The organism is Mycobacterium sp. E1747, assembly GCF_001667775.1.
In the GTDB taxonomy this organism is placed as follows: Bacteria; Actinomycetota; Actinomycetes; order Mycobacteriales; family Mycobacteriaceae; genus Mycobacterium.
In genome coordinates this window covers 81,545-106,296 of sequence record NZ_LZJI01000249.1, presented here as the reverse complement: position 1 = coordinate 106,296, position 24,752 = coordinate 81,545, and the positions used below count along the sequence as shown (strand labels likewise).

At 66.7% G+C, this 24,752-nt stretch carries 25 protein-coding genes; 9 read left to right on the top strand and 16 right to left on the bottom strand.

The genetic code is table 11. The annotated features are described in order from the left end of the window. Positions 1–74: 74 nt before the first annotated feature. A complete protein-coding gene (locus A5695_RS26720; RefSeq protein ID WP_068089772.1) occupies positions 75–971 on the top strand; it encodes an NAD(P)-dependent oxidoreductase in 897 nt (298 codons plus the stop codon). Here A5695_RS26720 and A5695_RS26715 read toward each other — a convergent pair. Together A5695_RS26715 and A5695_RS26710 are read right to left on the bottom strand one after the other, a co-directional pair. Next, the gene (locus tag A5695_RS26715) at positions 954–1,784 is read right to left on the bottom strand and encodes an SDR family oxidoreductase (RefSeq protein ID WP_068089770.1); all 831 of its coding nucleotides are present in this window, start codon (positions 1,782–1,784) and stop codon (positions 954–956) included. The genes A5695_RS26720 and A5695_RS26715 overlap by 18 nt on opposite strands. Positions 1,785–1,950: 166 nt before the next feature. Then, on the bottom strand, positions 1,951–2,874 hold the full coding sequence (locus A5695_RS26710) for an enoyl-CoA hydratase (RefSeq protein WP_068089769.1): 924 nt from the start codon (positions 2,872–2,874) through the stop codon (positions 1,951–1,953). Between the two features lie 144 nt (positions 2,875–3,018). Here A5695_RS26710 and A5695_RS28845 point away from each other — a divergent pair, with 144 nt between their 5' ends. The 3 genes from A5695_RS28845 (at position 3,019) to A5695_RS26700 (ending at position 5,313) form a co-directional block, all read left to right on the top strand. Then, the gene (locus A5695_RS28845) at positions 3,019–3,183 is read left to right on the top strand and encodes a hypothetical protein (protein ID WP_008263763.1); all 165 of its coding nucleotides are present in this window, start codon (positions 3,019–3,021) and stop codon (positions 3,181–3,183) included. Further along, the gene (locus tag A5695_RS26705) at positions 3,184–4,650 is read left to right on the top strand and encodes a trehalose-6-phosphate synthase (RefSeq protein WP_068089767.1); all 1,467 of its coding nucleotides are present in this window, start codon (positions 3,184–3,186) and stop codon (positions 4,648–4,650) included. A gap of 84 nt (positions 4,651–4,734) precedes the next feature. Next, a complete protein-coding gene (locus A5695_RS26700) occupies positions 4,735–5,313 on the top strand; it encodes a hypothetical protein (RefSeq protein WP_068089763.1) in 579 nt (192 codons plus the stop codon). 6 nt (positions 5,314–5,319) lie between these two features. Here the strand turns inward: A5695_RS26700 and A5695_RS26695 are convergent, their stop codons facing one another. The 12 genes from A5695_RS26695 to A5695_RS26640 all read right to left on the bottom strand — a co-directional run bounded on the left by A5695_RS26695 (position 5,320) and on the right by A5695_RS26640 (position 17,178). Then, complete coding sequence (locus tag A5695_RS26695; protein WP_156749869.1) at positions 5,320–5,802, bottom strand: mammalian cell entry protein; 483 nt, start codon at positions 5,800–5,802, stop codon at positions 5,320–5,322. Positions 5,803–5,810: 8 nt separating this feature from the next. Further along, complete coding sequence (locus A5695_RS26690; RefSeq protein WP_068089760.1) at positions 5,811–6,518, bottom strand: mammalian cell entry protein; 708 nt, start codon at positions 6,516–6,518, stop codon at positions 5,811–5,813. Continuing rightward, a complete protein-coding gene (locus A5695_RS26685) occupies positions 6,518–8,242 on the bottom strand; it encodes a virulence factor Mce family protein (protein WP_068089758.1) in 1,725 nt (574 codons plus the stop codon). The genes A5695_RS26690 and A5695_RS26685 overlap by 1 nt, the downstream gene beginning before the upstream one ends. A 13-nt stretch (positions 8,243–8,255) precedes the next feature. Continuing rightward, the gene (locus A5695_RS26680; protein WP_068089756.1) at positions 8,256–9,410 is read right to left on the bottom strand and encodes an MCE family protein; all 1,155 of its coding nucleotides are present in this window, start codon (positions 9,408–9,410) and stop codon (positions 8,256–8,258) included. Further along, complete coding sequence (locus A5695_RS26675) at positions 9,410–10,840, bottom strand: virulence factor Mce family protein (RefSeq protein ID WP_369830242.1); 1,431 nt, start codon at positions 10,838–10,840, stop codon at positions 9,410–9,412. Before A5695_RS26675 ends, A5695_RS26680 begins: the two co-directional genes overlap by 1 nt. Continuing rightward, the gene (locus tag A5695_RS26670) at positions 10,840–11,904 is read right to left on the bottom strand and encodes a virulence factor Mce family protein (protein WP_156749868.1); all 1,065 of its coding nucleotides are present in this window, start codon (positions 11,902–11,904) and stop codon (positions 10,840–10,842) included. Before A5695_RS26670 ends, A5695_RS26675 begins: the two co-directional genes overlap by 1 nt. Next, positions 11,894–12,946, bottom strand: a complete 1,053-nt coding sequence (locus A5695_RS26665; RefSeq protein ID WP_068089751.1) for an MCE family protein — start codon at positions 12,944–12,946, stop codon at positions 11,894–11,896. Before A5695_RS26665 ends, A5695_RS26670 begins: the two co-directional genes overlap by 11 nt. Continuing rightward, the gene (locus A5695_RS26660) at positions 12,946–14,148 is read right to left on the bottom strand and encodes an MCE family protein (RefSeq protein ID WP_068089749.1); all 1,203 of its coding nucleotides are present in this window, start codon (positions 14,146–14,148) and stop codon (positions 12,946–12,948) included. The genes A5695_RS26665 and A5695_RS26660 overlap by 1 nt, the downstream gene beginning before the upstream one ends. An 18-nt stretch (positions 14,149–14,166) precedes the next feature. Further along, positions 14,167–15,009, bottom strand: coding sequence for an ABC transporter permease (locus tag A5695_RS26655; protein ID WP_068089747.1), 843 nt, complete (start codon positions 15,007–15,009; stop codon positions 14,167–14,169). 7 nt (positions 15,010–15,016) lie between these two features. Next, positions 15,017–15,781: an ABC transporter permease gene (locus tag A5695_RS26650; RefSeq protein ID WP_068089745.1), complete on the bottom strand. Its 765-nt coding sequence runs from the start codon at positions 15,779–15,781 to the stop codon at positions 15,017–15,019. Positions 15,782–16,028: 247 nt separating this feature from the next. Further along, a complete protein-coding gene (locus A5695_RS26645; RefSeq protein WP_068089744.1) occupies positions 16,029–16,943 on the bottom strand; it encodes a 3-oxoacyl-ACP reductase in 915 nt (304 codons plus the stop codon). 43 nt (positions 16,944–16,986) lie between these two features. Then, positions 16,987–17,178 carry a ferredoxin gene (locus tag A5695_RS26640; RefSeq protein WP_067280870.1) on the bottom strand — a complete coding sequence of 64 codons (192 nt, stop codon included), beginning with the start codon at positions 17,176–17,178 and terminating at the stop codon, positions 16,987–16,989. A 200-nt stretch (positions 17,179–17,378) separates the two neighbouring features. Here A5695_RS26640 and A5695_RS26635 point away from each other — a divergent pair, with 200 nt between their 5' ends. The 5 genes from A5695_RS26635 (at position 17,379) to A5695_RS26615 (ending at position 22,376) form a co-directional block, all read left to right on the top strand. After that, positions 17,379–18,572, top strand: coding sequence for an acyl-CoA dehydrogenase (locus tag A5695_RS26635; protein ID WP_068089743.1), 1,194 nt, complete (start codon positions 17,379–17,381; stop codon positions 18,570–18,572). A 29-nt stretch (positions 18,573–18,601) separates the two neighbouring features. Beyond that, positions 18,602–19,699: an acyl-CoA dehydrogenase family protein gene (locus A5695_RS26630; RefSeq protein WP_068089813.1), complete on the top strand. Its 1,098-nt coding sequence runs from the start codon at positions 18,602–18,604 to the stop codon at positions 19,697–19,699. A gap of 93 nt (positions 19,700–19,792) precedes the next feature. Then, the gene (gene fadD17 / locus A5695_RS26625) at positions 19,793–21,340 is read left to right on the top strand and encodes a long-chain-fatty-acid--CoA ligase FadD17 (RefSeq protein ID WP_068089741.1); all 1,548 of its coding nucleotides are present in this window, start codon (positions 19,793–19,795) and stop codon (positions 21,338–21,340) included. Beyond that, positions 21,324–21,551 (top strand): hypothetical protein, encoded by a 228-nt coding sequence (locus tag A5695_RS26620; protein WP_068089737.1) that lies wholly within the window; start codon positions 21,324–21,326, stop codon positions 21,549–21,551. Before fadD17 ends, A5695_RS26620 begins: the two co-directional genes overlap by 17 nt. Before the next feature lie 111 nt (positions 21,552–21,662). After that, positions 21,663–22,376, top strand: coding sequence for a serine hydrolase (locus A5695_RS26615; RefSeq protein WP_068089735.1), 714 nt, complete (start codon positions 21,663–21,665; stop codon positions 22,374–22,376). On the opposite strand, the gene A5695_RS26610 is transcribed toward A5695_RS26615, so the two are convergent. Both A5695_RS26610 and A5695_RS26605 read right to left on the bottom strand, forming a co-directional pair. Beyond that, positions 22,362–23,912, bottom strand: coding sequence for an acetolactate synthase large subunit (locus tag A5695_RS26610; RefSeq protein WP_068089733.1), 1,551 nt, complete (start codon positions 23,910–23,912; stop codon positions 22,362–22,364). The genes A5695_RS26615 and A5695_RS26610 overlap by 15 nt on opposite strands. Then, positions 23,909–24,733 carry an amidohydrolase family protein gene (locus A5695_RS26605; protein WP_068089731.1) on the bottom strand — a complete coding sequence of 275 codons (825 nt, stop codon included), beginning with the start codon at positions 24,731–24,733 and terminating at the stop codon, positions 23,909–23,911. The genes A5695_RS26610 and A5695_RS26605 overlap by 4 nt, the downstream gene beginning before the upstream one ends. Positions 24,734–24,752 lie beyond the last annotated feature (19 nt).

The window sequence follows — 24,752 nt, the reverse complement described above, 5'->3', positions numbered from 1 at the left end:
CGCTCCCGTCGCTAGGCGCGCCCATCATCGTAAGGAGCGGGCCGTGTCGCTCCCCAGAAGGGCACAGTGGAGGCATGGACATCGGATTCATCGGCCTGGGGAAGATGGGCCAAGGCATGGCCACGAACCTCGTGCAGGCGGGCCATCGCGTCGCCGTCTACAACCGCTCGCCCGAAAAGGCCGAGGCACTCGCGCAGCGGGGCGCCACGGCCGCGCGCACCGTCGCCGAGGCGTGCGACACCGCCGAGGTCGTGTTCACGATGCTGGCCGACGACCGGGCCGTCGAGGGCGTGGCCTTCGGCGAGGGCGGGATCGTCGCGTCGCTGGCACCGGGTGCCACGCACGTCTCGTCGAGCACCATCAGCGTCGCCCTCTCGGAGAGCCTGGCGGCCGCGCACGCCGATGCCGGCCAGCGGTATGCCGCGGCGCCGGTGTTCGGCCGGCCCGAGGCGGCCACGGCCGCAAAGCTTTTCGTGGTCGCGGCGGGCGAGCCGCAGGTGCTGCAGCCACTGACCCCGTTGTTCGAGGCGATCGGGCAGCGCACCTTCGTGGTGTCCGAGCAGCCGCACACCGCCAACTTGGTGAAGCTGAGCGGCAACTTCCTGATCGCTTCGGTGATCGAGAGCCTCAGCGAAGCCGTCGCGCTGGTCGCCAAGGCCGGGGTGGACAGGCAGCAGTACGTGGACATCCTCACGTCGACGTTGTTCTCCGCGCCTGCCTATCAGACCTACGGCGGGCTGATCGCGCGGCGGCAATTCCAACCGGCCGGTTTCGCCGCCCAGCTGGGCCTCAAGGACGTTCGCCTGGCCCTGGCCGCCGCCGAACAGCTGGAAGTGCCGCTGCCGGTGGCCAGCCTGCTGCGCGACCGCTTCCTCACGCTGGTGGCGACCGGCGGCGGGCACCTGGACTGGTCGGCGCTCGCCACGCTCGCCGACCGGGACGCCGGCCTGGCGTCAGACGACCCCGCGTAGCCCGTCGGCCCCGAATGCGGGTTCCAGCATCGCCGAATAGTCCGGGCCGCGACGCAGCATCAGCCCACCGTCCACGTTGATGACTTGCCCGGTGATGTAACACGCGGCGTCGCTGAGCAGGAACATCGCCAGGTTGGCGACGTCCTCCACCTCGCCGGGGCGGGGCAGCGGCGTGCACACGCGGTAGTCCTCGCTCACCTCCGGCAGGGCGAACACCGGCGCCACCAGATCGGTACGGATAAGGCCTGGCCGGATGCTGTTGACCCGCACCCAGGACGGGCCGAGCTCGTCGGCGGCCAACTGCATCATGTGGTCTACCGCAGACTTGCTGACCCCGTAGGCGCCGAACCAGCGGTGGGTGTTGCTGGCCGCGATCGACGAGATGCCGACGAACGAACCGCCCCCGCCGCGGACCAACTCGCGCGCGACGTGTTTGAGCACGTACATGGTGCCGTTGACGTTGAGGTCGACGGTGCGCCGCCAGGCTTCCGAGTCGATCTGGGTGATCGGCCCGATCGTCTCCGAGCCGCCCGCGCAATGCACCGCCCCGTGCAGTTGACCGTGCCAGGCCGTCGCGGCGTCCACCGCGCGGGCCGCCTCCTCCTCGTTGGTGACGTCGGCCGGTTCGTAGCGGATCGAACCGCTGCCTGGAAGTGCTTCGATTTCGCTGACAGCCGCCGCCAGCCGGTCGGGGTTGCGGCCGACGATCATGACCGAGGCACCCGACGCGACCAGGCCGGCGGCCACGCCCTTGCCGATCCCGCTGCCACCGCCGGTGACCAGATACGTCCGGTTTTCGAATGAAAGCTGCACGCGACGCCCTCTCGAAATGGAACAGGTTCTAGATATCGAACCACGCGGAAACCTCGCCGTGGCGACGGGTGCTCACCACATGGGGCACAGCGTCACCCAGGCGAGGGCGACGGACGATTTGCCCGCCTCCGCGCGGCAACCGGTCGTTTCGGCCCGAGCGGAGGCGCTACGGCGTATCGCGGCGGGCGACCTGCGTCGGCTTGGCTTTGCGCCAGTCCTCGACGTCGGGCGGCAGGCCGACCGGGTACCGGTTCTCGTTGTGGGCCGCCCAGTGCGCATGCCCCAACTCGTGAATGTGGAACGCGTGCCGCAGTGCCTCGGTGAATCCCATGGCGTCGGAGGCGGCGTTGACCGAGTCCTTGACGAGCAGCGCCGCCATCGTGGGGCGGTCGGCGATGCGCCGGGCGAATTCGAGTGTCTTCTCGGCCAACTCGTCGACGGGGAACACCTTGGAGACCATGCCGAGTCGGTAGGCTTCGTCGGCGTCCAGCGAATCGCCGGTCAACAACAGCTCCTTGGCCTTGCGCGACCCGAATTCCCAAGGGTGGGCGTAATATTCGACGCCCGGCATGCCCAACCGGACCGCGACGACGTCGCTGAACTTGGCGTTGTCGGCGGCCACGATCAGATCGCACGCCCAAATCAGCATCAGGCCCGCGGAGATGGCATTGCCCTGCACCTGGGCGATGGTGATCTTGCGCAGGTCGCGCCAGCGGCAGGTGTTCTGGAAGAAGTAGTGCCACTCCTGCAGATAAATGTTCTCCGCGATCGGTTCCCGCGTCCCGCCGTTGATGCGAAAGCTCGGCAGCTGGCCGCGCTCGGCGATCGCCAACTCGGAGCCCAGGTCGTGGCCCGCGGAAAAGTTGCGGCCGCGCGCCGCCAGGATCACCACGCGCACGGTGTCGTCGGCCTCGGCGCGCAGAAACGCCTCGTCGAGTTGGACCAGCAGTCCGCGGCTTTGCGCATTGTGGGCGTCGGGCCGGTTGAGCCAGATCCGCGCGATGCGGCCCTCGTCGAGGGTTTCATAGCTCACCAACTCGTCAGCCTCGGAGTCGCCCGTCTGGGAACCGGCTTGCTCTGAGAGTGTCATTCGGCCCACCTCACTCGTTGTCAGGTTCGACGTCGTTACAGATTACGGCCAGTGTGTAAGCGGGGCCCGGCAGGGTGGGCCCCGGAAATCCGAACATCAAGTCCTCGCCCACCTGCTCATCGTCTTATCACCTACAGTTAAGTCATGCCTACGAAATCTGACCCTGGCGAGATCGGCGACGTCGAACCGGTTGCCGACAGCACCGCCAGCCAGGCCAGGCGAGTCGTCGCGGCGTACGCGAACGACGCCGACGAGTGCCGCGTCTTCCTGTCCATGCTCGGCATTGGGCCCGCAAAACTCGACGCGTAGATGACTCCCGGGGACGGGCACGACTCAACCTTCGGGAATTCCGACTTCGTGGTGGTCGCCAATCGGCTGCCGGTAGACCAGGAGCGGCTTCCCGACGGCACCCGGGCGTGGAAACGCAGCCCCGGCGGCCTGGTCACCGCGCTGGAGCCGCTGCTACGCCGCCGGCGGGGCGCGTGGGTCGGCTGGGCGGGCGTCGCCGAAGAAGAGACCGACTTCGATGACGAGCCCATCGTCCAGGAGGACCTGGAGCTGCGCCCGGTGCGGCTGAGCGCCGACGACATCGCCCGGTACTACGAGGGGTTCTCGAACGCCACGCTGTGGCCGCTGTACCACGACGTCATCGTCAAGCCGATCTACCACCGGGAATGGTGGGAACGCTACGTGGAGGTCAACCGGCGCTTCGCCGAAGCCACCTCCCGCGCCGCCGCCCAGGGCGCGACCGTCTGGGTCCAGGACTACCAGCTGCAGCTGGTCCCCAAGATGCTGCGGGAGCTGCGGCCGGACCTAACCATCGGTTTCTTCCTGCACATCCCCTTCCCGCCGGTGGAGCTGTTCATGCAGTTGCCGTGGCGCACCGAGATCGTCGAGGGCTTGCTCGGCGCCGACCTGGTGGGTTTCCACCTGGCCGGGGGCGCCCAGAACTTCCTGTTTCTGGCGCGGAGGTTGATCGGGGTCAACACCTCCCGCGGCTCGGTCGGCGTGCGATCGCGGTTCGGTGAGGTCGAGCTCGGTTCGCGCGTCGTCCGGGTGGGGGCCTTCCCCATCTCCATCGACTCCGGCTCGCTCGACCAGGCCGCCCGCGACCGCGACGTCAAGCGCCGCGCCCGTGAGATCCGGGCCGAACTGGGCAACCCCCGCAAGGTGCTGCTGGGGGTCGACCGTCTCGACTACACCAAGGGCATCGATGTGCGGCTCAAGGCCTTTTCCGAGCTGCTGGCGGAGGGCCGCGCGAAACGCGACGACACCGTGCTGGTCCAGCTCGCGACGCCGAGCCGCGAACGCGTGGAGAGCTACCAGATCCTGCGCAACGACATCGAACGCCAGGTGGGCCACATCAACGGCGAATACGCCGAGGTCGGCCACCCGGTGGTGCACTACTTGCACCGCCCGGTCCCCCGCAACGAGTTGATCGCCTTCTTCGTGGCCGCCGACGTCATGCTGGTCACTCCGCTGCGCGATGGCATGAATCTGGTGGCCAAGGAGTACGTCGCATGCCGCAGCGACCTGGGCGGTGCGCTGGTGCTGTCCGAGTTCACCGGCGCGGCCGCCGAGCTCCGGCAGGCCTACCTGGTCAATCCGCATGACCTCGACGGTGTCAAGGATGCGATCGAAGCGGCGCTCAACCAGAACGCCGAGGAAGGCAGGCGCCGGATGCGGTCGATGCGGCGCCAGGTGCTGGCCCACGACGTCGACCGCTGGGCGCGGTCGTTCCTCGACGCGTTGGCGGACCCACCCGACACCGAGTAAGCGGCGCGAACCCATGGTGTCGCCGCGCAAACGCTGTGATACTCGATGGATCGGTGCAGGGGAAGGTCGGGAAGGGAGGGCATCGTGAAGCTTCGTCGCGGACTGGCCGCCGGCGCCGGCATCTTCTCGGCAGTCGCCATCGGAATCGCCCTGGACTCCGGGGAACCGGCCAAAGCGCTCGGACCGCCGCCGGACGGCAACTACAGCTACAACGAAGCGGGCGTCTCAGGGGTGACCTGGACTGTCACCGCTATCTGCGATCAGCCTTCCGGAACACGGAACATGAACGACTATTCCGACCCGATCGTTTTCGCGATGCAATGCGCCCTGAACATCGTGAGTTTCACGGATGAGCAGATCAGCGCCGCGGACAAACTGCAGAACTTCAATGGCCGGGCGCGGATGTCGGGCATGCTGTGGACTTTCAAGATCGATAAGGCCGACGGTGTGTCCTGCCCCGGTGGCGGCACCGCCCCCTCCACCGAAACGTGGGCTTTCAGCGACGAAACGATGAGCGGCACCCACACCACGCTGCACGGCGCCGTGTGTGGGATGGAACCGGCCATGAAGAAGCAGCCGTTTTCACTGCGGATGACGGGTCCACCGCCCAGTCCGGTCGAACGATACCCGTTGTACTGCAACGGCATTGCGATGTGCTACTAGGGCCTTTTAGATAGGCGTGATGTAGGCGATCAGCCATTGCTTGCCGATCTTTTTGAAGTCCACCCGGAGCCGGCTGCCGTCGTAGAGCGGCTGACGTGATTTGTCGGTCACGGTCCGGTTCATGTAGACCATGAGGGACGCCGAATCCCGCTTGGCGGACATGACTCCCACGCCCACCACGTTGGCCTGGACGACAACCTCGCGTTTTTTGGCCTCCGGAATGATCTGCGCGTTAGCGCTTTTCCGAAACTCCTGGCGATAGTCGGGGGTCAACAACGGATAAGCCTCGCTGAGGCTGCGCTCCACCGTCTGATAGTCGTAGGCGAAGACCTCGGGAATCTCCTTGGCCGCCAAGCCGGGCAGGACCGCGCGCGCTGCCTGCTCGCCACGGGTTTGAGCTCGGTCCCAGTACAGCCAGCCGCCCGCTGCGGACAAGCCGACGAACGCCACGACCATCAGGTAACCCGCGACGATCGCCAGCCAGCGCAACCATCGCATCAATTACCGCCGTTGGGGTATTTGATGTCGTAACCGGTCATCCGACCGGTTTCGTCTTCGTGCACGATCACGCGCAAACGATATGGCATGGAGGGCTTATTGACCCCATCGATGTCGGCGACCGTGACGCGCACCGAGACCAGCACGGATGCGTTGTCGGTGACCGTGTCGATGCCTTCGAGCGCTGCGCCGTTGACGACCGCTTCCGACGTCGCGTTGGTGGTGCGGAAGATGGCCTTGAGGTTTTCGACGTTGTTGTTGGCGCCGAGCATGCCGCGAAGCGGGCCGCTGGTACCGTCGACGAACCGATTGACGCTCTCGTCGATGTTGTCCTGCTTGTAGCTGAACATGTTGACCACCGTCTGCCTGGCGGTGTCGACGAAACGCTGGTCGCGCGCCTGGGCGGTGTCGGCGTGCCGTTGCTGGACGACGAGCAGGGCCACGCAGCCGGCAAGCGCACCAACGGCCAACAGCGCGGCCGCGAATGAGATCCACCCCACCAGCCTCCGGTTCGGTTGGCGCCGCGGCGGAGGTTTCAGGGACTTCCCGACCTTGGGGGGCTTCGTCGACGACTTGGGTACGGCCGGGACGTCGACGCTCACCGGCGTGGCCTTGGTGTCTTCGATTCTTGCCGGACCCGCCGCGCGGGACGCTCGACGGCGGACGCGGGGTTTGGTGGTGTGCTCTTCTGCTGCGGCAGCGTCCATCACATAGGCCTTGGATCAAGCATCAGGTCCACCCAATTCTCGGCGCTCGACGCGCCGCTAGCACCGGCCGCGAAAATACCAGTGCCTCCGGCCGGGTCCTTGAATGCGCCGGTCTTCTCGTCATAGGTGGTGTACGCCGGTCCGCTGGCCTGCGGTTGCGGGCCGGGCGGGGGACCCCACGGCTTTTCGGGACCCGGTCCCCCCGGTGGGGGATTGATCCCTTCCGGCGGCGCCGGCGGCGGCAGCCACTTGGGATAGGGCAGCTGTGGCGGCACGGGCGGAACCCCCGGCGGCTGCCACGACGTGAACGGCGGTGGCGGCCCGTTGTCGTTGGGCGGTGGCGGATCGAATGCCGGTTGCTTGTTCGGCAGCGGCCCAGGCCCCGGCACCACCCCGGGCGGGGGCGGCCCGACGATCGGGGTGCCCGGATCGGGTTCGGCACCCGGCGGGATGTAGGGGAACTTGTTGGGCGGCAACACGTTCAGGCCGTTGGTCATCGGGGTGTCGTAGGGCACCGGCGGGCCGCGCCAGGGATTGCGGCCGAGGGGAACATAGCCCTTGGGGTCACGGCAGAGCTGAATCGTGGGCGCGCGCTTGCCGGGAAATTCTTGGCAGGGGTAGTTACGCGCACCGCGGACCGTGCTGGGGTCGTTCTGGGCGACCTTGCAGTACATGTCCTTCGGCAGCTCGCGCACCGTTTCGTCGGCCGGTGTGCGCATCAACGGCGGCGGCAGGAAGCCGACGGCGCACGGTGGCGGGTCATTGAGGTCCAGCTTGAAGTCGAGCTTGCCGCCCTCGTCGAGGGGAGGACCACCCGCCATGGTGATGATCGCGGCAAAGAGTGCCGGTAAAACGACCAGAAGATGCTCGATGGACTTGTGGTAGATCACCCCCACCCGGCCCAGATTGGCCAGGCTGGCCGCCAGTGCCGGGAAGGAGGGACGAATGCCGGAGAACGCCGTGCTGGCCTCGTCGGTCGCTCCCGGGGCGGTCGCCAGTGTCTGGCGCAGCTCCGGGTCGGCCTGCCGCACCTCGGAAGTGAACCGCGCCAGCCCGTCGGACAGCGACTTGATGTCGGCACCGGCGCGAATCTGTGCTTCCAGGAAGGGGCCGGCCTGGTCGATCAGCTGCGAGGCTTGCGGGTAGTTCGCGTTGGCCTCGTCCACCAGCAGCCGGGCGGACTCGAACAGCCGGGCCAGCTCGGGGCCCGACCCATTGGTCGCGATGAACGTCTCATGCAGCAGCTCGCGCAGCCGGGTGTCGCCCAGGCTGTTGGTCAGAGCCTCCGCCCGCTTCAACAGGTCGGCGACATCCTGGCCGATCCGGGTGTTCTGCCGCTCGATGCGGAAGCCGTTGCGCAGCTTGGTCGTCGCGGGTGTACCCGGAGGCACCAGGTCGATGTACTGCTCACCGACCGCCGACACACTCTTGACGGTCGCGGTGACGTTCGACGGTATGGCGGTTCCGCTGTTCAATCTCATTCCGGCGGTGACGCCGTTGGGGTTGAGACCCACCGACTCCACCCTGCCCACGGCGACGCCGCGATAGGTGACGTTGGCGTTCTTGTACAGGCCGCCGCCGGCGGCGAAATCGGCGGTCCCGGCGTAGGTTCCCAGGCCGAAAGTGGCCGGCAGTCGCAGGTAGAAGACTGCCATCACGGTCAATGTGACGGCGGTGATCACCGCGAAGATCCAGAGTTGGATCTTGGTCAGTCTGTCGTGCATGTGCGTCGGCCCCCTATTGTCCTGAAGCCGTGCCGGGCGGGATCTTGAACGGGTCGGCCGCCTGTCCGGACAGGTTCGCCAGTTCACCGGTCAAGAAGTCGGGCGGATTGAGGATCTCACCCATGTGGGCCATGTTCGGGTCGAAATATGCCGTGGTGAAGAACGTTTCACCGATCCGACGCAGAGTCAGGTCGAAGGTGGTGAACACGTTGAGGTAATCACCTCGGACGGCCTGCTTGATGCCGTAATTGGGGAACGGGAACGTCAGCAAGATCTGTAGAGAGGTGACCAAGTTCTTCCGGTTGTCGTTGAGGGCCTTGACCACCGCGTAAAGGTCTTTCATGTCGGCGGCGAAGTCGACCTTGGTTTTCGCGAGCACGTTGGACGTGACCGTCGCCAGTTTCTTGAGCGCGGCGAATGCCTCGACGATGTGCTCACGATTCTTGTTCAGCACGCGTATCGCGTCGGGCAACGTGTCCAGCGCCCGGCCCAGGTTGTCCTTATCCCGAGCCAGGCTCGCCGAAAACCGGTTCAGGCCGTCGACGGCGTCGATGATGTCATTGACCTGACGATTGAGCCCGGCGGTGAGTTCCGCCAGCCGGGGCACCAGGCCGGCGAATTGGTCCTGCCTGCCCGCGACGGCCTGATAGGTCTCGTCGGTGATCTCTTCCAATGCACCGACATTGCCCTTGTTCACCACCACACCCAGGGCCGACAGCACCTCCTCCGTGGTCGGATGCCGGCCGGTGTTGGCCTCCGAAATTTTCGACCCGTCGGTGAGCCGCCCGACGGCCGGCTTGTCCTTCGGGCGCGCCAGGTCGACATGCATCGAACCCAACAGCGACGTCTGCGCGATCGTCGCCGTCGAGTTGGCCGGCAACACGACGTTCTTGTCCAACGCCAATTTCACTGCGGCGTAGAACGATCCGTCGGAACGCTGCATCGCCTGAATGCCGGCGACGCTGCCGACGGTGACGTCATCGACCATCACCGGTGAGTTCTGCGGCAGCGTCGCGACGTCGGGCAGGTCGACACTGATCGAGTAGGCCCCGCCGCCATGGCCAGCGGTACCGGGCATCGACAGCGAGTTCAGCCCGCTGAATTGGCAGCCGGCCAGCAGCGCGCTGGCCGCGGCTAAGGCGCCGCCGCGCAACCACATCCGCCGCATCAGCTGCCCCCCGGGGTCGGGGGTGCCGCCGGTGCTGGGCTCGGCGGGGGCCCCGGCAGGGGTCCGAAGGCGCTCCCCGACGCTGGCCCGGGCGCGGGCCCGGCATTCCCCAGGGCAGGCGCCGGCGCCTGGCCTGTTTGCGGGGCCGGTGGAACCAGCAACGCCTGTAGGTCCGCTGGGTTCTGCGCGGCGGGCGGCGTTTTGGCGCCGTTGGCCGGAATCCAGGTCAGCTCGGGGACCGGAGTCGCCGACTTCGCTTGGGTTTCCGGGGTGTCATAGATGATCTGGCCCTTGTAGGCCGTGATCGTGTTGAGCGGGTGGAACATGATCGGCGGGTAGTTCACCGTGAGCCGGCGCAGCACCGGCCCCAGCCGCTCACGACATAGTTCCGCACGCCGGAAGTAGTCGGGCGCCCTCGGTCCGGCGGCCGTTTCGAAGGACCCGCCGCAGATGAATTGCACGGGGTTGGCGAATTCCGGTATCGACAGCAGGCCGTTGAGCGTGCCCTGGGCCGGGTCATAAATGTTGTAGAAGTTCGAGATACCCGGACCCGCGACGTGCAGTACCTGTTCGATGTTGTCACTCTGGTCGCTGAGCGTCTTGGCGAAGTCGTTGAGGTTGTTGACCGTATCGATGATGGTCGAGTTGTTCTCGTGCAGGAACCCGCGGATGTCGGAGAGCGCCTTGTTCAGCGTGCCCAAGGTGTTGTCGAGGTGACGCGAGCTGTCGGCGAGCACCTGCGAGACCGAGGCGACGTTTCCGGCAAACTGCACGATCTGTTCGTTGCTGGCCGACAGCGCATTGACGAGAACCTGAAGGTTCTTGACCGTGCCGAAGATGTCGCTGCGTGAATCCCCCAGCCGCCCAGCGGCTTGCGAGAGTTCGCGCAGCGCATTGTGGAACGAATCGCCGTTACCGTTGAACGTGTCCGCCGCCTGGTTGATCGCCCGGCCCAGCGGCCCCTGCATCGACCCGGTCGTCGGCCCGAGCTGCACGGCCAGTTGAGTCAAAGACTCCTTGACCTCATCCCACTCCACCGGGACGCCGGTGCGACCGAGGCCGATGCTTGCGCCGTCGGGCATCACCTCGCCGCCGGTATAGGCCGGGGTCAACTGAATGAACCGGGCCGCCACCAAGTTCGGCGACATGATGATCGCCTTGGCGTCCTTAGGGATCTTCACGTCCTTGGACACCGACATGGTGATCTTGACGTCGGATGGCCGCGGTTGGATCGTGTCGACTTGACCCACCGGAACCCCGAGGACCCGGACCTGGTCGCCCGGGTAGAGCCCGACGGCCGACGTGAAATAGCCGACGACACTTCGCGTATTGCCGGTCGAGGACAACACGTACACGCCTCCCACCAACACCGCGACGAGCGCGACGGCGGTGGTGTAACGCAGCCCCGGGCTGCGGGCGATCCGCTGCATCACGGCGATTTCGGCCTGATGATCCAGCGCTCCTGAATCAGACCGCGCAGATAGTCGGCGAGGCTGGCCGGCATCTTGCCGGGCTGGTAGAAGAAGTCGAACATCGTCGCGACCAGCGGCGCTGGGATCACGCCGTAGACGTTGACGTTGAAGCCGGGACCGGATCCGACCACCTCGCCAAGCTCGGTGGCGTAGGTCGGCAGCCGCTTGAGGGCCTCGGTGATGTAGTCACGGCGATCATTGAGATCGCTCAACACGTTGTTCAGCTTGCTCAGCGCCGGACCGAATTCCCTGCGGTTGTCGGCGACGAAACCGGATATCTGCGCCGACAGAGCCTGGATTCCTCCGATGAGTTGTCCGAGGGCAGCGCGCCGCTCGTCGAGCGCGGCAAACAACTCGTTACCGTCGTCGACCAGCTTGTTGACCTGTTCGGCCCGCTGGGAGAGCACGCCCGTGACCGACTTTGCATGCGCCAGCAGGCTTTGCAGGGCCTCGTCGCGCCGGTTGAGGGTGCGCGAGAGCGTGGTTACACCGTCAAGCGCGCCGCGCAGTTCGGGAGTCGCATCGTGCAACGTGTCGGTCAAGACGTTCAGCGCCTGCTCGAACTGAGGCTTGTTCAGGTTGTTGGCGTTCTGGCCCAGGTCCTCCAGCGCCCCGGCGAGCGTGTATGGAGTGGCCGTGCGGCTAAGCGGGATCGTGGTCGACCTGCCGCTGCCGGCCGGGGTCACCGCGATGGAACGCTCGCCGAGGATGGTGTCGGTGCGGATCGCGGCCAGCGATTGGTCGCCGACGGTGACGTGCCGGTCCACGCTGAAGCTGATCCTGGCGCTGTCCCCGGCCAGGCCGACCGACGTCACCTTCCCGACCTTCAAACCCGAAACATAAACGGCGTTACCGGGATTGATGCCGCCGGCGTCGGAGAAGTAGGCGTCGTAGATCTTTCCCTGCGGCCAGAAGGGTAGCGCCGCGTAGCCGAATGCGATGAGCATGACGCAGACCACCAGCACCACCCCGAAGATGCCCGTGCGCAACGGATCGCGCTCATGCTTTGCGTTACTTGACAAAAGCGCACCTCCCCTTGCTGGAATCCACCTGACCACCGAGCGGCAGCAGGATGTCGCCGCCGGCGGGGCCATTGATCTTGATCGTCACCGAGCAGAAGTAAATGTTGAAGAACGATCCGTAGGCACCGAGCGCGGCCAACCGCAGATAGTCCTCGCCCAGCTGCTCGACGTCATTGTTGACCTCGGCCTTCCGATTATCGATTTCGGTGGCCAGCGGCCGGGTGTTTTCCAGGATGCCCTGTAGCGGCCGACGCGAATTCTTCAACAGCTCAGTCAGATCCGTCGTCGTCGAGGCCAGCGGCGGAATCGCGCCGGCGATGTCATCCTTGTTCTTGGCCAGGCCGCTGATCAGCTGCTGCAGCTGGTCGACGCTGGCCGAGAACTGGGCGCTGCGCGCATCGACGGTCTTGAGCACCGTGTTGAGGTTGTTGATCACGTCACCGATGAGCTGGTCGCGCTGCCCGAGCGCGGACGAGAACGCGCTGGTGTCGGCCAGGACGTTGGACAACGCCCCGCCTTGGCCCTGCAGCAGTTCGATGACGGCGCCGCTGATCGTGTTCACCTTGTCCGCGTCCAACCCCTTGAGCACCGGCCGCAGGCCGCCCAGCAGCGCGTCGAGATCCAGTGCCGGCTGGGTGTGCTGGGCGTTGATCGTCGCGCCAGGCGGCAGTTTGCGCAGCTCTCCCGGGCCGGAGGTGATCTCCAGATACCGGTCACCGACCAGGTTTTCGTAGCGGATCACCGCGCGGGTAGAGGAATAGAGGGTGTAGCGCTTGTCGAGCCCGAACGTAACGTCGATGGTGTTGTCGGGGTTGAGCTTCACGCCGGACACCGCTCCGACCGGCACCCCGGCGATGCGGACCTTCTGGCCCGCCTTCAACCGCGACACATCGGTGAACGTTGCGTGGTAGGTGCTTTCGGGGCCGAACCGGAAGTCACCGAAGACCACCACCAGACCCGCGGACACGATCAGCATGGCCACCGCGAAGATGCTGACTTTGATCATCATCGAGCGGTGCGAGGGCATGCTCTGGGCGGCCATCAGAAGTCGTCCCGCTCAGCGAAGGCGCCGTGGAACAGGAACTGCAGGGTCGACGGCGCATCGAACTGCAACTCGGTGAACGGCTCGTACGGGATGTTGGCGTTGTCGGTCACCAGGAACGGCGCCCGATACCACGATCCACCGTGTTGCTTATTCGGGATGTCCGGCAACCCCCGGCAGTTCGGCCCGCCGGAGCCATTGACCACGGGCAACGATTCGGGATAGGTGTATGCCGGCGCGCCCAGCACAAAACTCGAGGAAGTGAACAGGCCGGCCTTCCGCACGCCGATGATGGGCCCGAATTCCTTGAGGCCCCTGTCGATGCCGGCGAACAGGCAGCCGAATTCCGGCGAATAGTCGGCGGCCACCTTCAGCGGGGCGCGCAGCCGGTTGATGGCGTCGATGAAATTCTGTTCGGCCGGCTCCAACGTGTCGTAGGCGTTGTTGGCCAGGCCGATCGTGGCCAGCAGCGTGTCGTTGAGGTTGTTCTGCTGGTCGACGACGGTCTTGTTGATCGTCGGCAGGTTGTCGAAGACGGTGTTCAGGTTCGGGGCGGCGTCGGCATAGACGTTGGTGACCACCGCCGCCTTACGGAAGTCCTCCTGCAGCGCAGGCAGTTTCGGGTTCGTTTGCTGGGTCAGCGTGTTCAGGCCGGACAAGATGCCACCGAAGTCGTCGCCGTGACCGCGCAGTCCCTCGGACAGCGCGCTCAACGTGCCGTTGAGCTCGACGGGGTCGATCTTGTGCAGCAGGTCGATCAGCGACTGGAACAAGGTGTTGACCTCCAGCTGCACCGCCGACGCCGCGACGTGCGCGTTGGGGCGCAGCGAGGTCGGCGAAGGGTTCTGCGGCGGAAGGAATTCCACGGCCTTAGCCCCGAAGATAGTGTTGCCCGCGATGTGCACCGCCGCGTTGGAGGGGATGAAGTGCATGTCGTCGCTGTTGATGCCCAGCGTCAGTCGGGCCTGGTCACCGGAGTAGTCGATGCTCTCGACCTTGCCGATCTGAATGCCGCGGTACTTGACCTTGGCACCCTTCTCCATCACCAGTCCGGCCCGCGGTGCCGAGACCGTGACGTTGTCGATCGAGGCGAAAGCCGCTGTGTAGGAAAGGTAAGTCACGCCGGCGAACGCCACCAGCAGCCCGGCCAGCACCGCGGCCGCCAGCCGGACGTGTATGCGTCGCGTATCTGTTTCTGCCATGTCTCTTAAGCGGTCCTCTTACCCAGAGAGGTTGAAGTTACCGGACGCGCCGTAGACAGCGAGTGAGATGAACAGTGTGATGACGACGACGACGATCAGCGAGGTCCGCACGGCCTGACCGACCGCGATCCCGACCCCGACCGGCCCGCCGCTGGCGTTGTAGCCGTAGTAGGTGTGGACCAGCATCACCGCGACGGACATGACGATCGCCTGTAGGAACGACCACAGCAGGTCCGAGGGAATGAGGAAGGTGTTGAAGTAGTGGTCGTAGAGGCCCTTGGACTGTCCGTTGATGTACACCGTGGTGAAGCGGGCGGCGAAGAACGCGGCCAGCACCGACAGGGAATACAACGGGACGATCGCGATGAGTCCGGCGATCAGCCGGGTCGACACCAGGTAGGACACCGAATGCACCGCCATGCATTCGACCGCATCGATCTCCTCGGAGACCCGCATGGCACCCAATTGCGCGGTGGCGCCGGCACCGATGGTGGCGGCCAGCGCGATACCCGCGATCACCGGCGCCACGACCCGGACGTTGAGGAATGCCGACAGGAAGCCGGTCAGCGCCTCAATGCCGATGTTGCCCAGCGACGAATACCCCTGCACTGCGATGACCCCACCGGAGGCCAGCGTCAGGAAGGCCGCGACGCCGACGGTGCCGCCGATCATGACGAGCGCTCCCGCGCCCATCGTCATCTCGGCGATCAGCCGGACCGTCTCCTTGCGGTAGCGGGTGAGCGCGTTCGGGACGTACCGGACGGTTTGCCCGTAGAACAGCGCCTGCTCACCGAAGTCATCGACCGGCTCCTGCAACCTGGAGGCGAGGCTGCGTAGCCGGTAGGTGACGTCGTAGCTCATCGAGGACTCACTTCGCCGAGATTCGCACGCCGATGGCGGTCATCACCACGTTGATGACGAACAGACAGATGAACGCGTAGACCACGGTTTCGTTGACCGCATTGCCGACGCCCTTGGGTCCGCCCTTTACGGTCAGCCCGCGATAACAACCGACCAGCCCGGCCATCACGCCGAACAGCAGCGCCTTGACCTCGGCGAGCACCAGCTCGCGCAGCCCGGTCAGAACGGTGAGCCCGTTGATGAACGCACCCGGATTCACGCCCTGCAAAAAGACGGAGAACACATAGCCGCCGGACAAGCCGATGGCGCACACCAAACCGTTGAGCAAGAGCGCGACCACGGTGGACGCCAACACCCGGGGAACCACCAGCCGGTGGATCGGATCGATGCCGAGCACCCGCATGGCGTCGATCTCCTCGCGGATGGTTCGCGCGCCGAGATCCGCGCAGATCGCCGTGGCTCCGGCCCCCGCCACCACGAGCACCGTCACCACCGGGCCCAACTGGGTGATGGTGCCGAAAGCCGTTCCGGCACCGGACAAGTCGGCGGCCCCGATTTCGCGGAGCAGGATGTTGAGCGTGAACGCCACCAGCACGGTGAAGGGGATCGACACCAGCAGGGTCGGGAGCAGCGACACCCGCGCGATCATCCAGGTCTGTTCCAAGAACTCGCCAATTTGGAACGGCCGGCGAAAGCTCTGCCGGCCGGTGTCGATCATCATTTCGAAGAACCCGCCGACGGCGCGAGCGGGAACCGCAAGTTGTTCCCTCAACTTGGCTACCCCCCTCGGCTGCTCGCGGCGAAGTCTGTGCGTCGCCTTAGCGGTGTCTTTCGTCGCACGCGGCTCGATGTGAGCCGGATCATAGTAACTCAGAACAAGACAAGGGTGTCAATCAATATCAATGAATAACATTTCTTTGTCCAAAACGTTAATTATCCAGGTCAGACACCATTGTATTATTTGAAATTGACACATGTTCTAGCTGCTGATTCGCCCCCCAGGAAGTGCCCTCACAAGGTTATTGCTCCATCAACCCGACCGCGGAAAAGTTGCGTTCGGGATCCCGCCCAGCAAAGTACCCTTGCAGCGTCGCGCTCAGCTGCCCCGGCTCCCAGGCCTCGCCCTCGGCGCTGAATCGATGCTCCGCGGTGGGCGCGGCGACCAGGGTCACCTGCGGACCGTAGACGATGAACACCTGCCCGTTGACTTCCGCGGCCGCCGGAGATGACAGGAACTTGACCAGGCTGACGACGTGCTCGGGCGACAGCGGGTCGATGCCGCCCGCCTCCACTTCCGGCGCGGCACCGAAGACGTCCGCCGTCATCGCGGTGCGGGCGCGCGGACAGATCGCGTTGGCGCACACGCCGTAGCGGCCCAGCGCCCGCGCGGCTGTCAGGGTCAGCGAGATGATGCCGGCCTTGGCCGCGCCGTAGTTCGCCTGCCCCACCGGGCCGACCAGCCCCGCCTCGGACGCGGTGTTAACCAGACGACCGAAGACCGTTCCCCCCGCGTCCTTGGCCTTCGACCGCCAGTAGGTGGCCGCGTTGCGGGTCAGCAGGAAATGGCCGCGCAGGTGCACCGCAATGACCAGATCCCACTCCTCGTCGGACATGTTGAACAGCATCCGGTCACGGGTGATGCCCGCGTTGTTGACGACGATGTCGAGCCCCCCGAGGCCGTCGGCCTGGGCGACCAACTCGTCGGCGGTCGCGCGTTCGCTGATGTCGCCGGCCACCGCGACGGCCTTGGAGCCCGCCGAGTTGATCTCGTCGATGACATCGGAGGCGTCCAGGGCGGCGGCGATGTCGTTGACGACGACGGTCGCGCCGAGCCGGGCCAGGCCAAGTGCCTCCACCCTACCCAGGCCCGCGGCGGCACCGGTCACCACCGCGACCTTCCCGGATAGATCCGTCGCGTTCGCGCTGCTAGTCAATTTATGAATACCTCTAGTTTCTTAGGACGCATTCGGGCTCGAGCTAATCACCGCGCAACAGCGCGGCCCGCGGGCATTCGGCGATCGCCTGCTCGGCCAGCTGCTCCTGATCGGCGGGGATCGGATCCAGCTTCACGACTGCGTAATCCTCGTCGTCCAGGTCGAAGATATCCGGCGCGATTCCCAAGCACACGGCGTTACCTTCACACCGGTCATGGTCGACGATCACCCGCACAGCACCCTCCTTGCACCTGGCCTTCAACCGAGGACATGCCCCATCAGTATGTAGGACCACCATAGGGCCCGGATACCGCTAGGGAAACGGTCGCTGGAATCTCAGACTAGAACGTGTTACAACCGGAAGGCGAAGCGGTAGGCGTCGGCCGAGTAACGTCGGCTAATCGAGGCGAATCACGTTAACAAAGGACGGCTGGGATGCGCATCAGTTACACCCCTGAACAGGAGGAGCTGCGTCGCGAGCTGCGGTCGTACTTCACCAACCTCATGACGCCGGAGCGCCGCGAAGCGCTGACCTCCTCGGGTGCCGGCGAGGTGGGAACCGGCACCGCGTACCGCGACACCGTCGCGCAGATGGGCAAGGACGGCTGGCTGACGCTGAACTGGCCCAAGGAGTACGGCGGCCAGGACCGCTCCCCGATGGATTCACTGATTTTCACCGATGAGGCCGCGATCGCGGGCGTGCCGGTGCCGTTCCTGACCATCAACAGCGTGGCGCCGACGATCATGGCATTCGGCACCGAGGAACAGAAGACGTTCTTCCTGCCCAAGATCGCCGCCGGCGAACTGCACTTCTCGATCGGCTACTCGGAGCCGGGCGCCGGCACCGACCTGGCCAACCTGCGCACCACCGCCGTCCGCGATGGCGACGACTACGTGGTCAACGGCCAGAAGATGTGGACCAGCCTGATCGCCTACGCCGACTGGGTCTGGCTCGCGGTGCGCACCAACCCGGAGGCAAAAAAACACCGCGGCATTTCGATGCTGACCGTGCCGACGACCGCCGAAGGCTTCTCGTGGACGCCGGTGCACACCATGGCCGGGGTGGACACCAGCGCCACCTACTACTCCGACGTGCGAGTCCCGGTGACCAACCTCATCGGTGAGGAGAACGGCGGCTGGAAGCTGGTCACCAACCAGCTCAACCACGAACGCGTCGCCCTGGTGTCGGCGCAACCGATCTTCCTCGCGCTGCACGAGGTTCGCGAGTGGGCGCAAAACACCAAGGACTCCAGCGGCGCCCGGCTGATCGATTCGGAGTGGGTGCAGATCAACCTGGCCCGGGTGCATGCCAAGGCCGAGGTGCTGAAGTTGATCAACTGGGAGTTGGCTTCCGCCCAAGGGGGCTCGGACGGCCAGTCGCTGTCGCCGGCGGACGCCTCGGCGGCCAAGGTGTACGGCACCGAGTTGGCCACCGAGGCATACCGGCTGCTGATGGAGGTGCTGGGCACCGCGGCCACGGTGCGTCAGAATTCGCCGGGTGCGCTGCTACGCGGCCGGGTCGAGCGGATGCACCGCGCGTGCCTGATCCTGACCTTCGGCGGCGGCACCAACGAAGTGCAGCGCGACATCATCGGCATGGTCGCGCTGGGACTGCCCCGAAACCGCTGAGCCCCACTTCCCTTAAAGGACGAATGACGATGGACTTTTCGACGACCGAAGCGGCCACCGACCTCGGCGGACTGGTCGACACGATCGTGAACTCGATCTGCACACCGGAGCACCACCGGGAACTCGACAAGCTCGACCAACGGCTCGACCGCGCGCTGTGGGGCAAACTCATCGACGCCGGCATCCTGACCAGTGCCTCGGCCACCTCGGTGGGCGGCGACGGATTCGGGGTACTCGAGCAGGTCGCCATCCTGGTGGCGCTCGGTCACCAGCTGGCGGCCGTGCCGTACCTGGAATCGGTGATGCTGGGCGCCGGGGCTTTGGCGCGATTCGGCACCCAAGAGCTGCAACAGGATTGGGGCGCCCCGGCGGTCAGCGGCGAGAAGATTCTCACCGTCGCGCTCCTGGGCGAGATGGGTGAGGGGCCGGTGCAGGCCACCCGCGCCGGCGACGGCTACCGCCTCACCGGCACCCGCACCCAGGTCGGGTTCGGACCGGTGGCCGACGCGTTCCTCGTTCCGGCCGAGACCGATTCCGGCACCGCCGTTTTCCTGGTCGCCGCCGCCGATTCCGGGGTCTCGGCGAGCCCGCTCGAGACCACCGGCCTGGGCAGCGTCGGACACCTGGCGCTGGACGGCGCCGAGGTGGACGGCGCCCGGATGGTCGGCGGCGCCGAGGTCGTCGTCTGGCTCGACACGCTCACGGCTCTGGGCCGCAGCGCCTACCAGCTGGGCGTGCTCGAACGCGGGTTGCAGCTCACCGCCGAATACGCCAGGGAGCGGGAGCAATTCGATCGCCCGATCGGCAGTTTCCAGGCGGTGTCGCAGCGGCTGGCCGACGGGTACATCGACGTCAAGGGCTTGCGCCTCACCCTCACCCAGGCGGCCTGGCGCGTCTCCGAGGATGTTCCCGCCGAGATCGACGTGGCCAGCGCCGCGTTCTGGGCCGCCGACGCAGGGCACCGGGTGGCACACACCATCGTGCACGTGCACGGGGGTGTCGGCGTCGACACCGATCACCCGGTGCACCGCTACTTCCTGGCAGCCAAGGAGGCCGAGTTCGCCTTGGGCGGCGCCACCGGTCAGCTGCGCCGGATCGGCCGCGAACTGGCGGAAACCCCTGCCTGATCGCCCGGTGACGATGCCGTCCGGGCAAGGGATTGAGGTGGGGACACCCCCAGCCGCGAAGCGGGGAGGGGGCGAGCGGGCACATTGACCTTCGTGCTTCCTCCCGATCCGACGGTCACCAAACTGCTGGCACCGCTGGCAGAGATCGATGACCGGGGCGTCTACTTCGAAGAGACGTACACCACCTGGCGGGATCACCTGCGTCACGGCGCCGCCGTCGCGGCGGCGCTGCGGCACCGCCTCGACGCGGGGCAGCCGCCGCACGTCGGAGTGCTGTTGGAGAACACCCCGTTCTTCTCGGCGATGCTGGCGGCGGCCGGCATGTCCGGCATCGTGCCGGTGGGGCTCAACCCGGTGCGCCGCGGCGACGCGCTGGCGCGCGACATCGCGCACGCCGACTGCCAGGTGTTGCTGGCCGACTCCGCTTCGGCTGCCGCACTGGGCGACATCGACTACGTGAACGTGGACTCCCCCGAGTGGGCCGACGAGGTGGCCGCATATCGCGACGTCGAACCGCGCTTCCAAGCCGCAACCGCCGCAGATCTTTTCATGCTGATCTTCACGTCTGGCACCAGCGGCGAACCCAAGGCGGTGAAGTGCAGCCACGGCAAGGTCGCGATCGCGGGCGTGACGATGAGCCAGCGATTCTCCCTCGGCCCCGACGACGTCTGTTACGTGTCGATGCCGCTGTTTCATTCCAACGCGGTGTTGGTCGGCTGGGCGGTGGCGGCCGCGTGTCAGGGCTCATTGGCGTTGCGGCGCAAGTTCTCTGCCTCCAACTTCCTGGTCGACGTCCGCCGCTTCGGCGCCACCTACGCCAACTACGTCGGCAAGCCCCTGTCCTACGTGCTGGCCACGCCCGAGCAGCCCGACGATGCGGACAACCCGCTACGAGCGGTGTACGGCAACGAGGGCGTGCCCCGCGATGTCGAACGCTTCGCGCGCCGGTTCGGATGCGTCGTGCAGGACGGATTCGGTTCCACCGAGGGCGGCGTGGCGATCGCGCGCACCCCGGACACCCCGGATGGTGCGTTGGGTCCGCTTCCCGAGGGCGTCGACATCGTCGACCCCGATACCGGTGAACCCTGCCCGGTTGGCGTGGTCGGCGAGCTGGTGAACACCGCCGGCGCGGGCCGGTTCGAGGGTTACTACAACGACGAGCCCGCCGAGGCCGAGCGGATGGCGGGCGGGGTCTACCACACCGGCGACCTCGCCTACCGCGACGACGCGGGCTACGCCTACTTCGCGGGGCGGCTCGGCGATTGGATGCGCGTGGACGGTGAAAACCTCGGCGCCGCTCCGATCGAGCAGGTGCTGCTGCGGCACCCCGACGTGACCGAGGTGGCCGTGTACGCGGTGCCCGACCCGGTGGTCGGGGACCAGGTGATGGCCGCGCTGGTGATGGCTCCCGGCGCCGAGTTCGACGCCGAGAAGTTCCGCGCCTTCCTCGCCGAGCAGACCGACTTGGGACCCAAGCAATGGCCGTCCTACGTCCGGGTCAGCACGGAACTGCCGCGTACGGTGACCTTCAAGGTGCTCAAGCGCCAGTTGGCGGCGCAGGGCGTCGACTGCGACGATCCTGTAGTGCGGATCCAGCCGCAAACGGGAAGGGGAAGATCGGCCCATGCCGAAAATTCGTGAGTTGATCGCCGGGTCGGCCCTCCTCGCGTCGCTGGGCGGCGCGGCGCTCGGATTCGGCGCCGGTTGCGCCGCCGGCGATCCGGTGCCACCGCCTCCCCCGCTGCCTCCGCCGCCCCCGCTGGTTTACGCGCCGCAGACGCCGGAACGCGTCCCGTGGGAACCGCCACCGCAGGAACCGGGACTTCCGCTGCCGGCGCTGCCGCCGGGCTAGCGACGCGCCGTCCCGCAGCGGCGCGCCGTGCGATAGGACCGTCGACGATAATGCTTGACGGCACGGACAGGTCGGGATCGAAGGAGACGCGATGGTGGGTCCGATCAGCGCATGACTTCCCGGCCCCTAGAGACCGCTCTCGAAGCGAGCTTCGATCAGCTGTCCGCGGCGGTGCCTGCGGAGGTCGGCATCGCGATCGCCCGCCCGGACCGCACTTATTCGCTGGGTCGATGGTGGTCGGGTGTCGCATGGTCGACCATCAAGGTGCCGTTGACGATCGCGGCGCTGCGCTGCGATTGGTTGCGCGCGAAGGATCTGGCCGTCAAGGCCATCACCGAGTCCGACAATCACGCGTCGGAGCAATTGTGGTCCGGTCTGGGCGATCCCGGGGAAGCGGCGCGCCGGGTGCAGGGCGTGATCGCCGAGGGTGGTGACACCGCCACTGTCGTGGAATCACGTCGGCTCCGGCGCGGCTATACGGCCTTCGGCCAGACGCAGTGGACCCTGCAGCGGCAAGCCCGCTTCGCGGCGGAGTTGCCGTCGATCCCCGATTCGTCCGATGTCATCGACCTGATGCACCGCCTCAGCAGCGACCACCGCTGGGGGCTGGCCGCCAAAGGCTTTGCAGCCAAAGGCGGTTGGGGCCCCGGAATGCAGGGCGACTACCTGGTGCGGCAGTTCGGGATCGTGCCCACGCCGTCGGGGCAGTGGGGCGTGGCCCTGGCCGCCAGGGTCCATGACGGCGTGCTGGAGACGGGCGTCGATGTCCTCAACACGATGTCGGAGTGGGTCCTCAGCCGACTTCCGGGGTTAGCCCGTTATTGACGGCACCACGGCGTCGATCAGGTGCGGCCCGGGTTCGCTCAACGCGTGGCGCAGCGCGTCGGCGAGTTCCTCGGCGGTGGTGACACGCCGGGCGGGCACGCCCATCCCTTCGCTGATCTTAACGAAATCCATTGCGGGACGCGATAAGTCGAGTAGGTCGAGCGCCTTGGGCCCGGGAGCCGATCCGGCCCCCACCCGCGCCAACTCGATCCGCAGGATGTCGTAGGCGCTGTTGTCGTAGATCACGGTGGTGACGTCGAGGTTTTCCCGCGCCTGAGTCCATAACCCGGAGATCGTGTACATCGCGGATCCGTCGGATTCCAGGCATAGCACCGGCCGGTCGGGGGCGGCGACCGCGGCGCCCACGGCGGCCGGGATGCCGTACCCGATCGCCCCGCCGGTCAACGTCAGCCAATCATGGGCCGGCGCCCCCGCGGTCGCCCGGGCCAGCAGCACGCCGGAGGTGTTCGACTCGTCGACGACGATCGCGCCCTCCGGCAGCAGCGCACCGATCACGTCGGCCGCCGATACCGACGTCAGGGCCCCCGTCGGCAGCTGGGGCCGCGCCGCAACGGCAACGGGCGCAACGGTTTCGGGTGCCAGCTCATCGGCCACCGCAGCGAGCGCCTCGGCGGCGCCGCTGTGTCCGGCGAGCAGATGCACCTCACAGCCGGCCGGCACGAGGTCGCTCGGCATGCCCGGGTAGGCGAAGAAGGACACCGGCGATTTGGCGCCCGCCAGCACCAGATGCTTGGCACCGTCCAGCTGGGCGGTGGCGGCCTCGGCGAAATAGGCTAGCCGCTCGACGGCGGGGACGCCGGCGCCGCGCTCCAGTCGCGTCGGGAACGTCTCGCACAGCACCCGCGCGCCGGTCGCCTGCGCGATCCGCGCGGCGGCGGTTAGGCCCGGTGCGCGGGTGGCGTCGCCGCCGATCATGACGACCGTCGGCTCCCCCGACCGCAGCACCTCGATCACCTCGAACGCCAACCGCGGTTCGGCCCCCGCCGGCTCCGCGGGTGTCGTCTCGACCGGTTGCGCCCCGTCCGACCATGACACGTCGGCGGGCAGGATCAGCGTAGAGATCCGTGAGCCCGCGCGGCTCGCGGCGATCGCCTCCGCGGCGTCGGAGGCGACGTCCGCGGTGCGTTCGGTGCGACGCATCCACCCGGAAACGGTTCCGGCGAGCGCGTCGATGTCGGATTCCAATGGGGCGTCGTACTTTTTGTGGTATGTGGCGTGGTCGCCGACGACGACCACCATCGGCACCTGAGCGCGCCGCGCGTTGTGCAGGTTGGCCAGGCCGTTGCCCAGGCCGGGACCCAGGTGCAACAGCACCGCCGCCGGCCGGCCGGCGATTCGGGCGTATCCGTCGGCCGCCCCGGTGGCGACACCCTCGAACAGGGCCAGCACGCCGCGCATTTGCGGGACGCTGTCCAGTGCGGCCACGAAGTGCATCTCCGAGGTGCCGGGGTTGGCGAAGCACACGTCGACGCCGCCGTCGACCAGGGTGTTGATCAGGGCCTGGGCACCATTCACGTGACTGCCTCCAGTTTGAAAACGCGCTTGGCATTGCAGTGCAAGAAGTCTCGGCGGCCCTCGACCGAGAGGCCGAGTTCGGTCAACCCCACCAGAGCGTGCGCCTGGGTCATCATCGGATAGTTACTACCGAACAATACTTTTCGTTGTCCGGTACCGGTTTTCATGAATCGGACGAGCTCATCCGGAAGCCGGTTGATCGTGTACGCGGAGGTGTCGATGTAGACGTTTTCGTGTTTGCGGGCGACCGCGACCATCTCCTCGGTCCACGGATAGCCGACGTGTCCGCAGACGATCACCAGCTCGGGGAAGTCGAGGGCGACTTGGTCGATGTAGGGAATGGGGCGGCCGGTCTCGGAGGGGCGCAGCGGACCGGTATGGCCCACCTGGGTGCAGAACGGCACTCCCAGCTCCACGCATTCGGCGAACATCGGATAGTAACGGCGGTCGGTGGGCGGCGCGTTCCACAACCACGGCACCACCCGCAGGCCGAGGAATCCCTCCCGAACGCGGCGGCGCAGTTCGCGGACCGCTTCCATCGGCCGGTCGAGGTCGACCGCGGCCAATCCACCGAACCGCTTCGGGTGCAGGCTGATCCACTCGGCGACCTCGTCGTTGGAGATCAGATCCTGCCCGCCCGGGCCGCGCCACGCGCTGAGCAGTCCGAAGCGCACGCCGGCGGCGTCCATCGTCGCGACGCTCGCCTCGATCGGGATGTCGGCGTCCGGTATGGAGTCGCCGGTCCAGCGCCGCAGGGATGCCAGCATGTCGCAGCGCAGGAACCGCGCAGTGGGGTGCTGCATCCACACGTCGACCGTCATCGCGATCAACAGTAGACGC

What these genes read in the sequence shown, in the direction of transcription:
- A5695_RS26720 (WP_068089772.1), top strand. Translation starts at nt 75, where the DNA reads ATGGACATCGGATTCATCGGCCTGGGGAAGATGGGCCAAGGCATGGCC.
- A5695_RS26710 (WP_068089769.1), bottom strand. Translation starts at nt 2,874, where the DNA reads ATGACACTCTCAGAGCAAGCCGGTTCCCAGACGGGCGACTCCGAGGCT.
- A5695_RS28845 (WP_008263763.1), top strand. Translation starts at nt 3,019, where the DNA reads ATGCCTACGAAATCTGACCCTGGCGAGATCGGCGACGTCGAACCGGTT.
- A5695_RS26705 (WP_068089767.1), top strand. Translation starts at nt 3,184, where the DNA reads ATGACTCCCGGGGACGGGCACGACTCAACCTTCGGGAATTCCGACTTC.
- A5695_RS26690 (WP_068089760.1), bottom strand. Translation starts at nt 6,518, where the DNA reads ATGGACGCTGCCGCAGCAGAAGAGCACACCACCAAACCCCGCGTCCGC.
- A5695_RS26685 (WP_068089758.1), bottom strand. Translation starts at nt 8,242, where the DNA reads ATGCACGACAGACTGACCAAGATCCAACTCTGGATCTTCGCGGTGATC.
- A5695_RS26680 (WP_068089756.1), bottom strand. Translation starts at nt 9,410, where the DNA reads ATGCGGCGGATGTGGTTGCGCGGCGGCGCCTTAGCCGCGGCCAGCGCG.
- A5695_RS26675 (WP_369830242.1), bottom strand. Translation starts at nt 10,840, where the DNA reads ATGCAGCGGATCGCCCGCAGCCCGGGGCTGCGTTACACCACCGCCGTC.
- A5695_RS26665 (WP_068089751.1), bottom strand. Translation starts at nt 12,946, where the DNA reads ATGGCCGCCCAGAGCATGCCCTCGCACCGCTCGATGATGATCAAAGTC.
- A5695_RS26660 (WP_068089749.1), bottom strand. Translation starts at nt 14,148, where the DNA reads ATGGCAGAAACAGATACGCGACGCATACACGTCCGGCTGGCGGCCGCG.
- A5695_RS26655 (WP_068089747.1), bottom strand. Translation starts at nt 15,009, where the DNA reads ATGAGCTACGACGTCACCTACCGGCTACGCAGCCTCGCCTCCAGGTTG.
- A5695_RS26635 (WP_068089743.1), top strand. Translation starts at nt 17,379, where the DNA reads ATGCGCATCAGTTACACCCCTGAACAGGAGGAGCTGCGTCGCGAGCTG.
- A5695_RS26630 (WP_068089813.1), top strand. Translation starts at nt 18,602, where the DNA reads ATGGACTTTTCGACGACCGAAGCGGCCACCGACCTCGGCGGACTGGTC.
- A5695_RS26620 (WP_068089737.1), top strand. Translation starts at nt 21,324, where the DNA reads ATGCCGAAAATTCGTGAGTTGATCGCCGGGTCGGCCCTCCTCGCGTCG.
- A5695_RS26615 (WP_068089735.1), top strand. Translation starts at nt 21,663, where the DNA reads ATGACTTCCCGGCCCCTAGAGACCGCTCTCGAAGCGAGCTTCGATCAG.
- A5695_RS26605 (WP_068089731.1), bottom strand. Translation starts at nt 24,733, where the DNA reads ATGACGGTCGACGTGTGGATGCAGCACCCCACTGCGCGGTTCCTGCGC.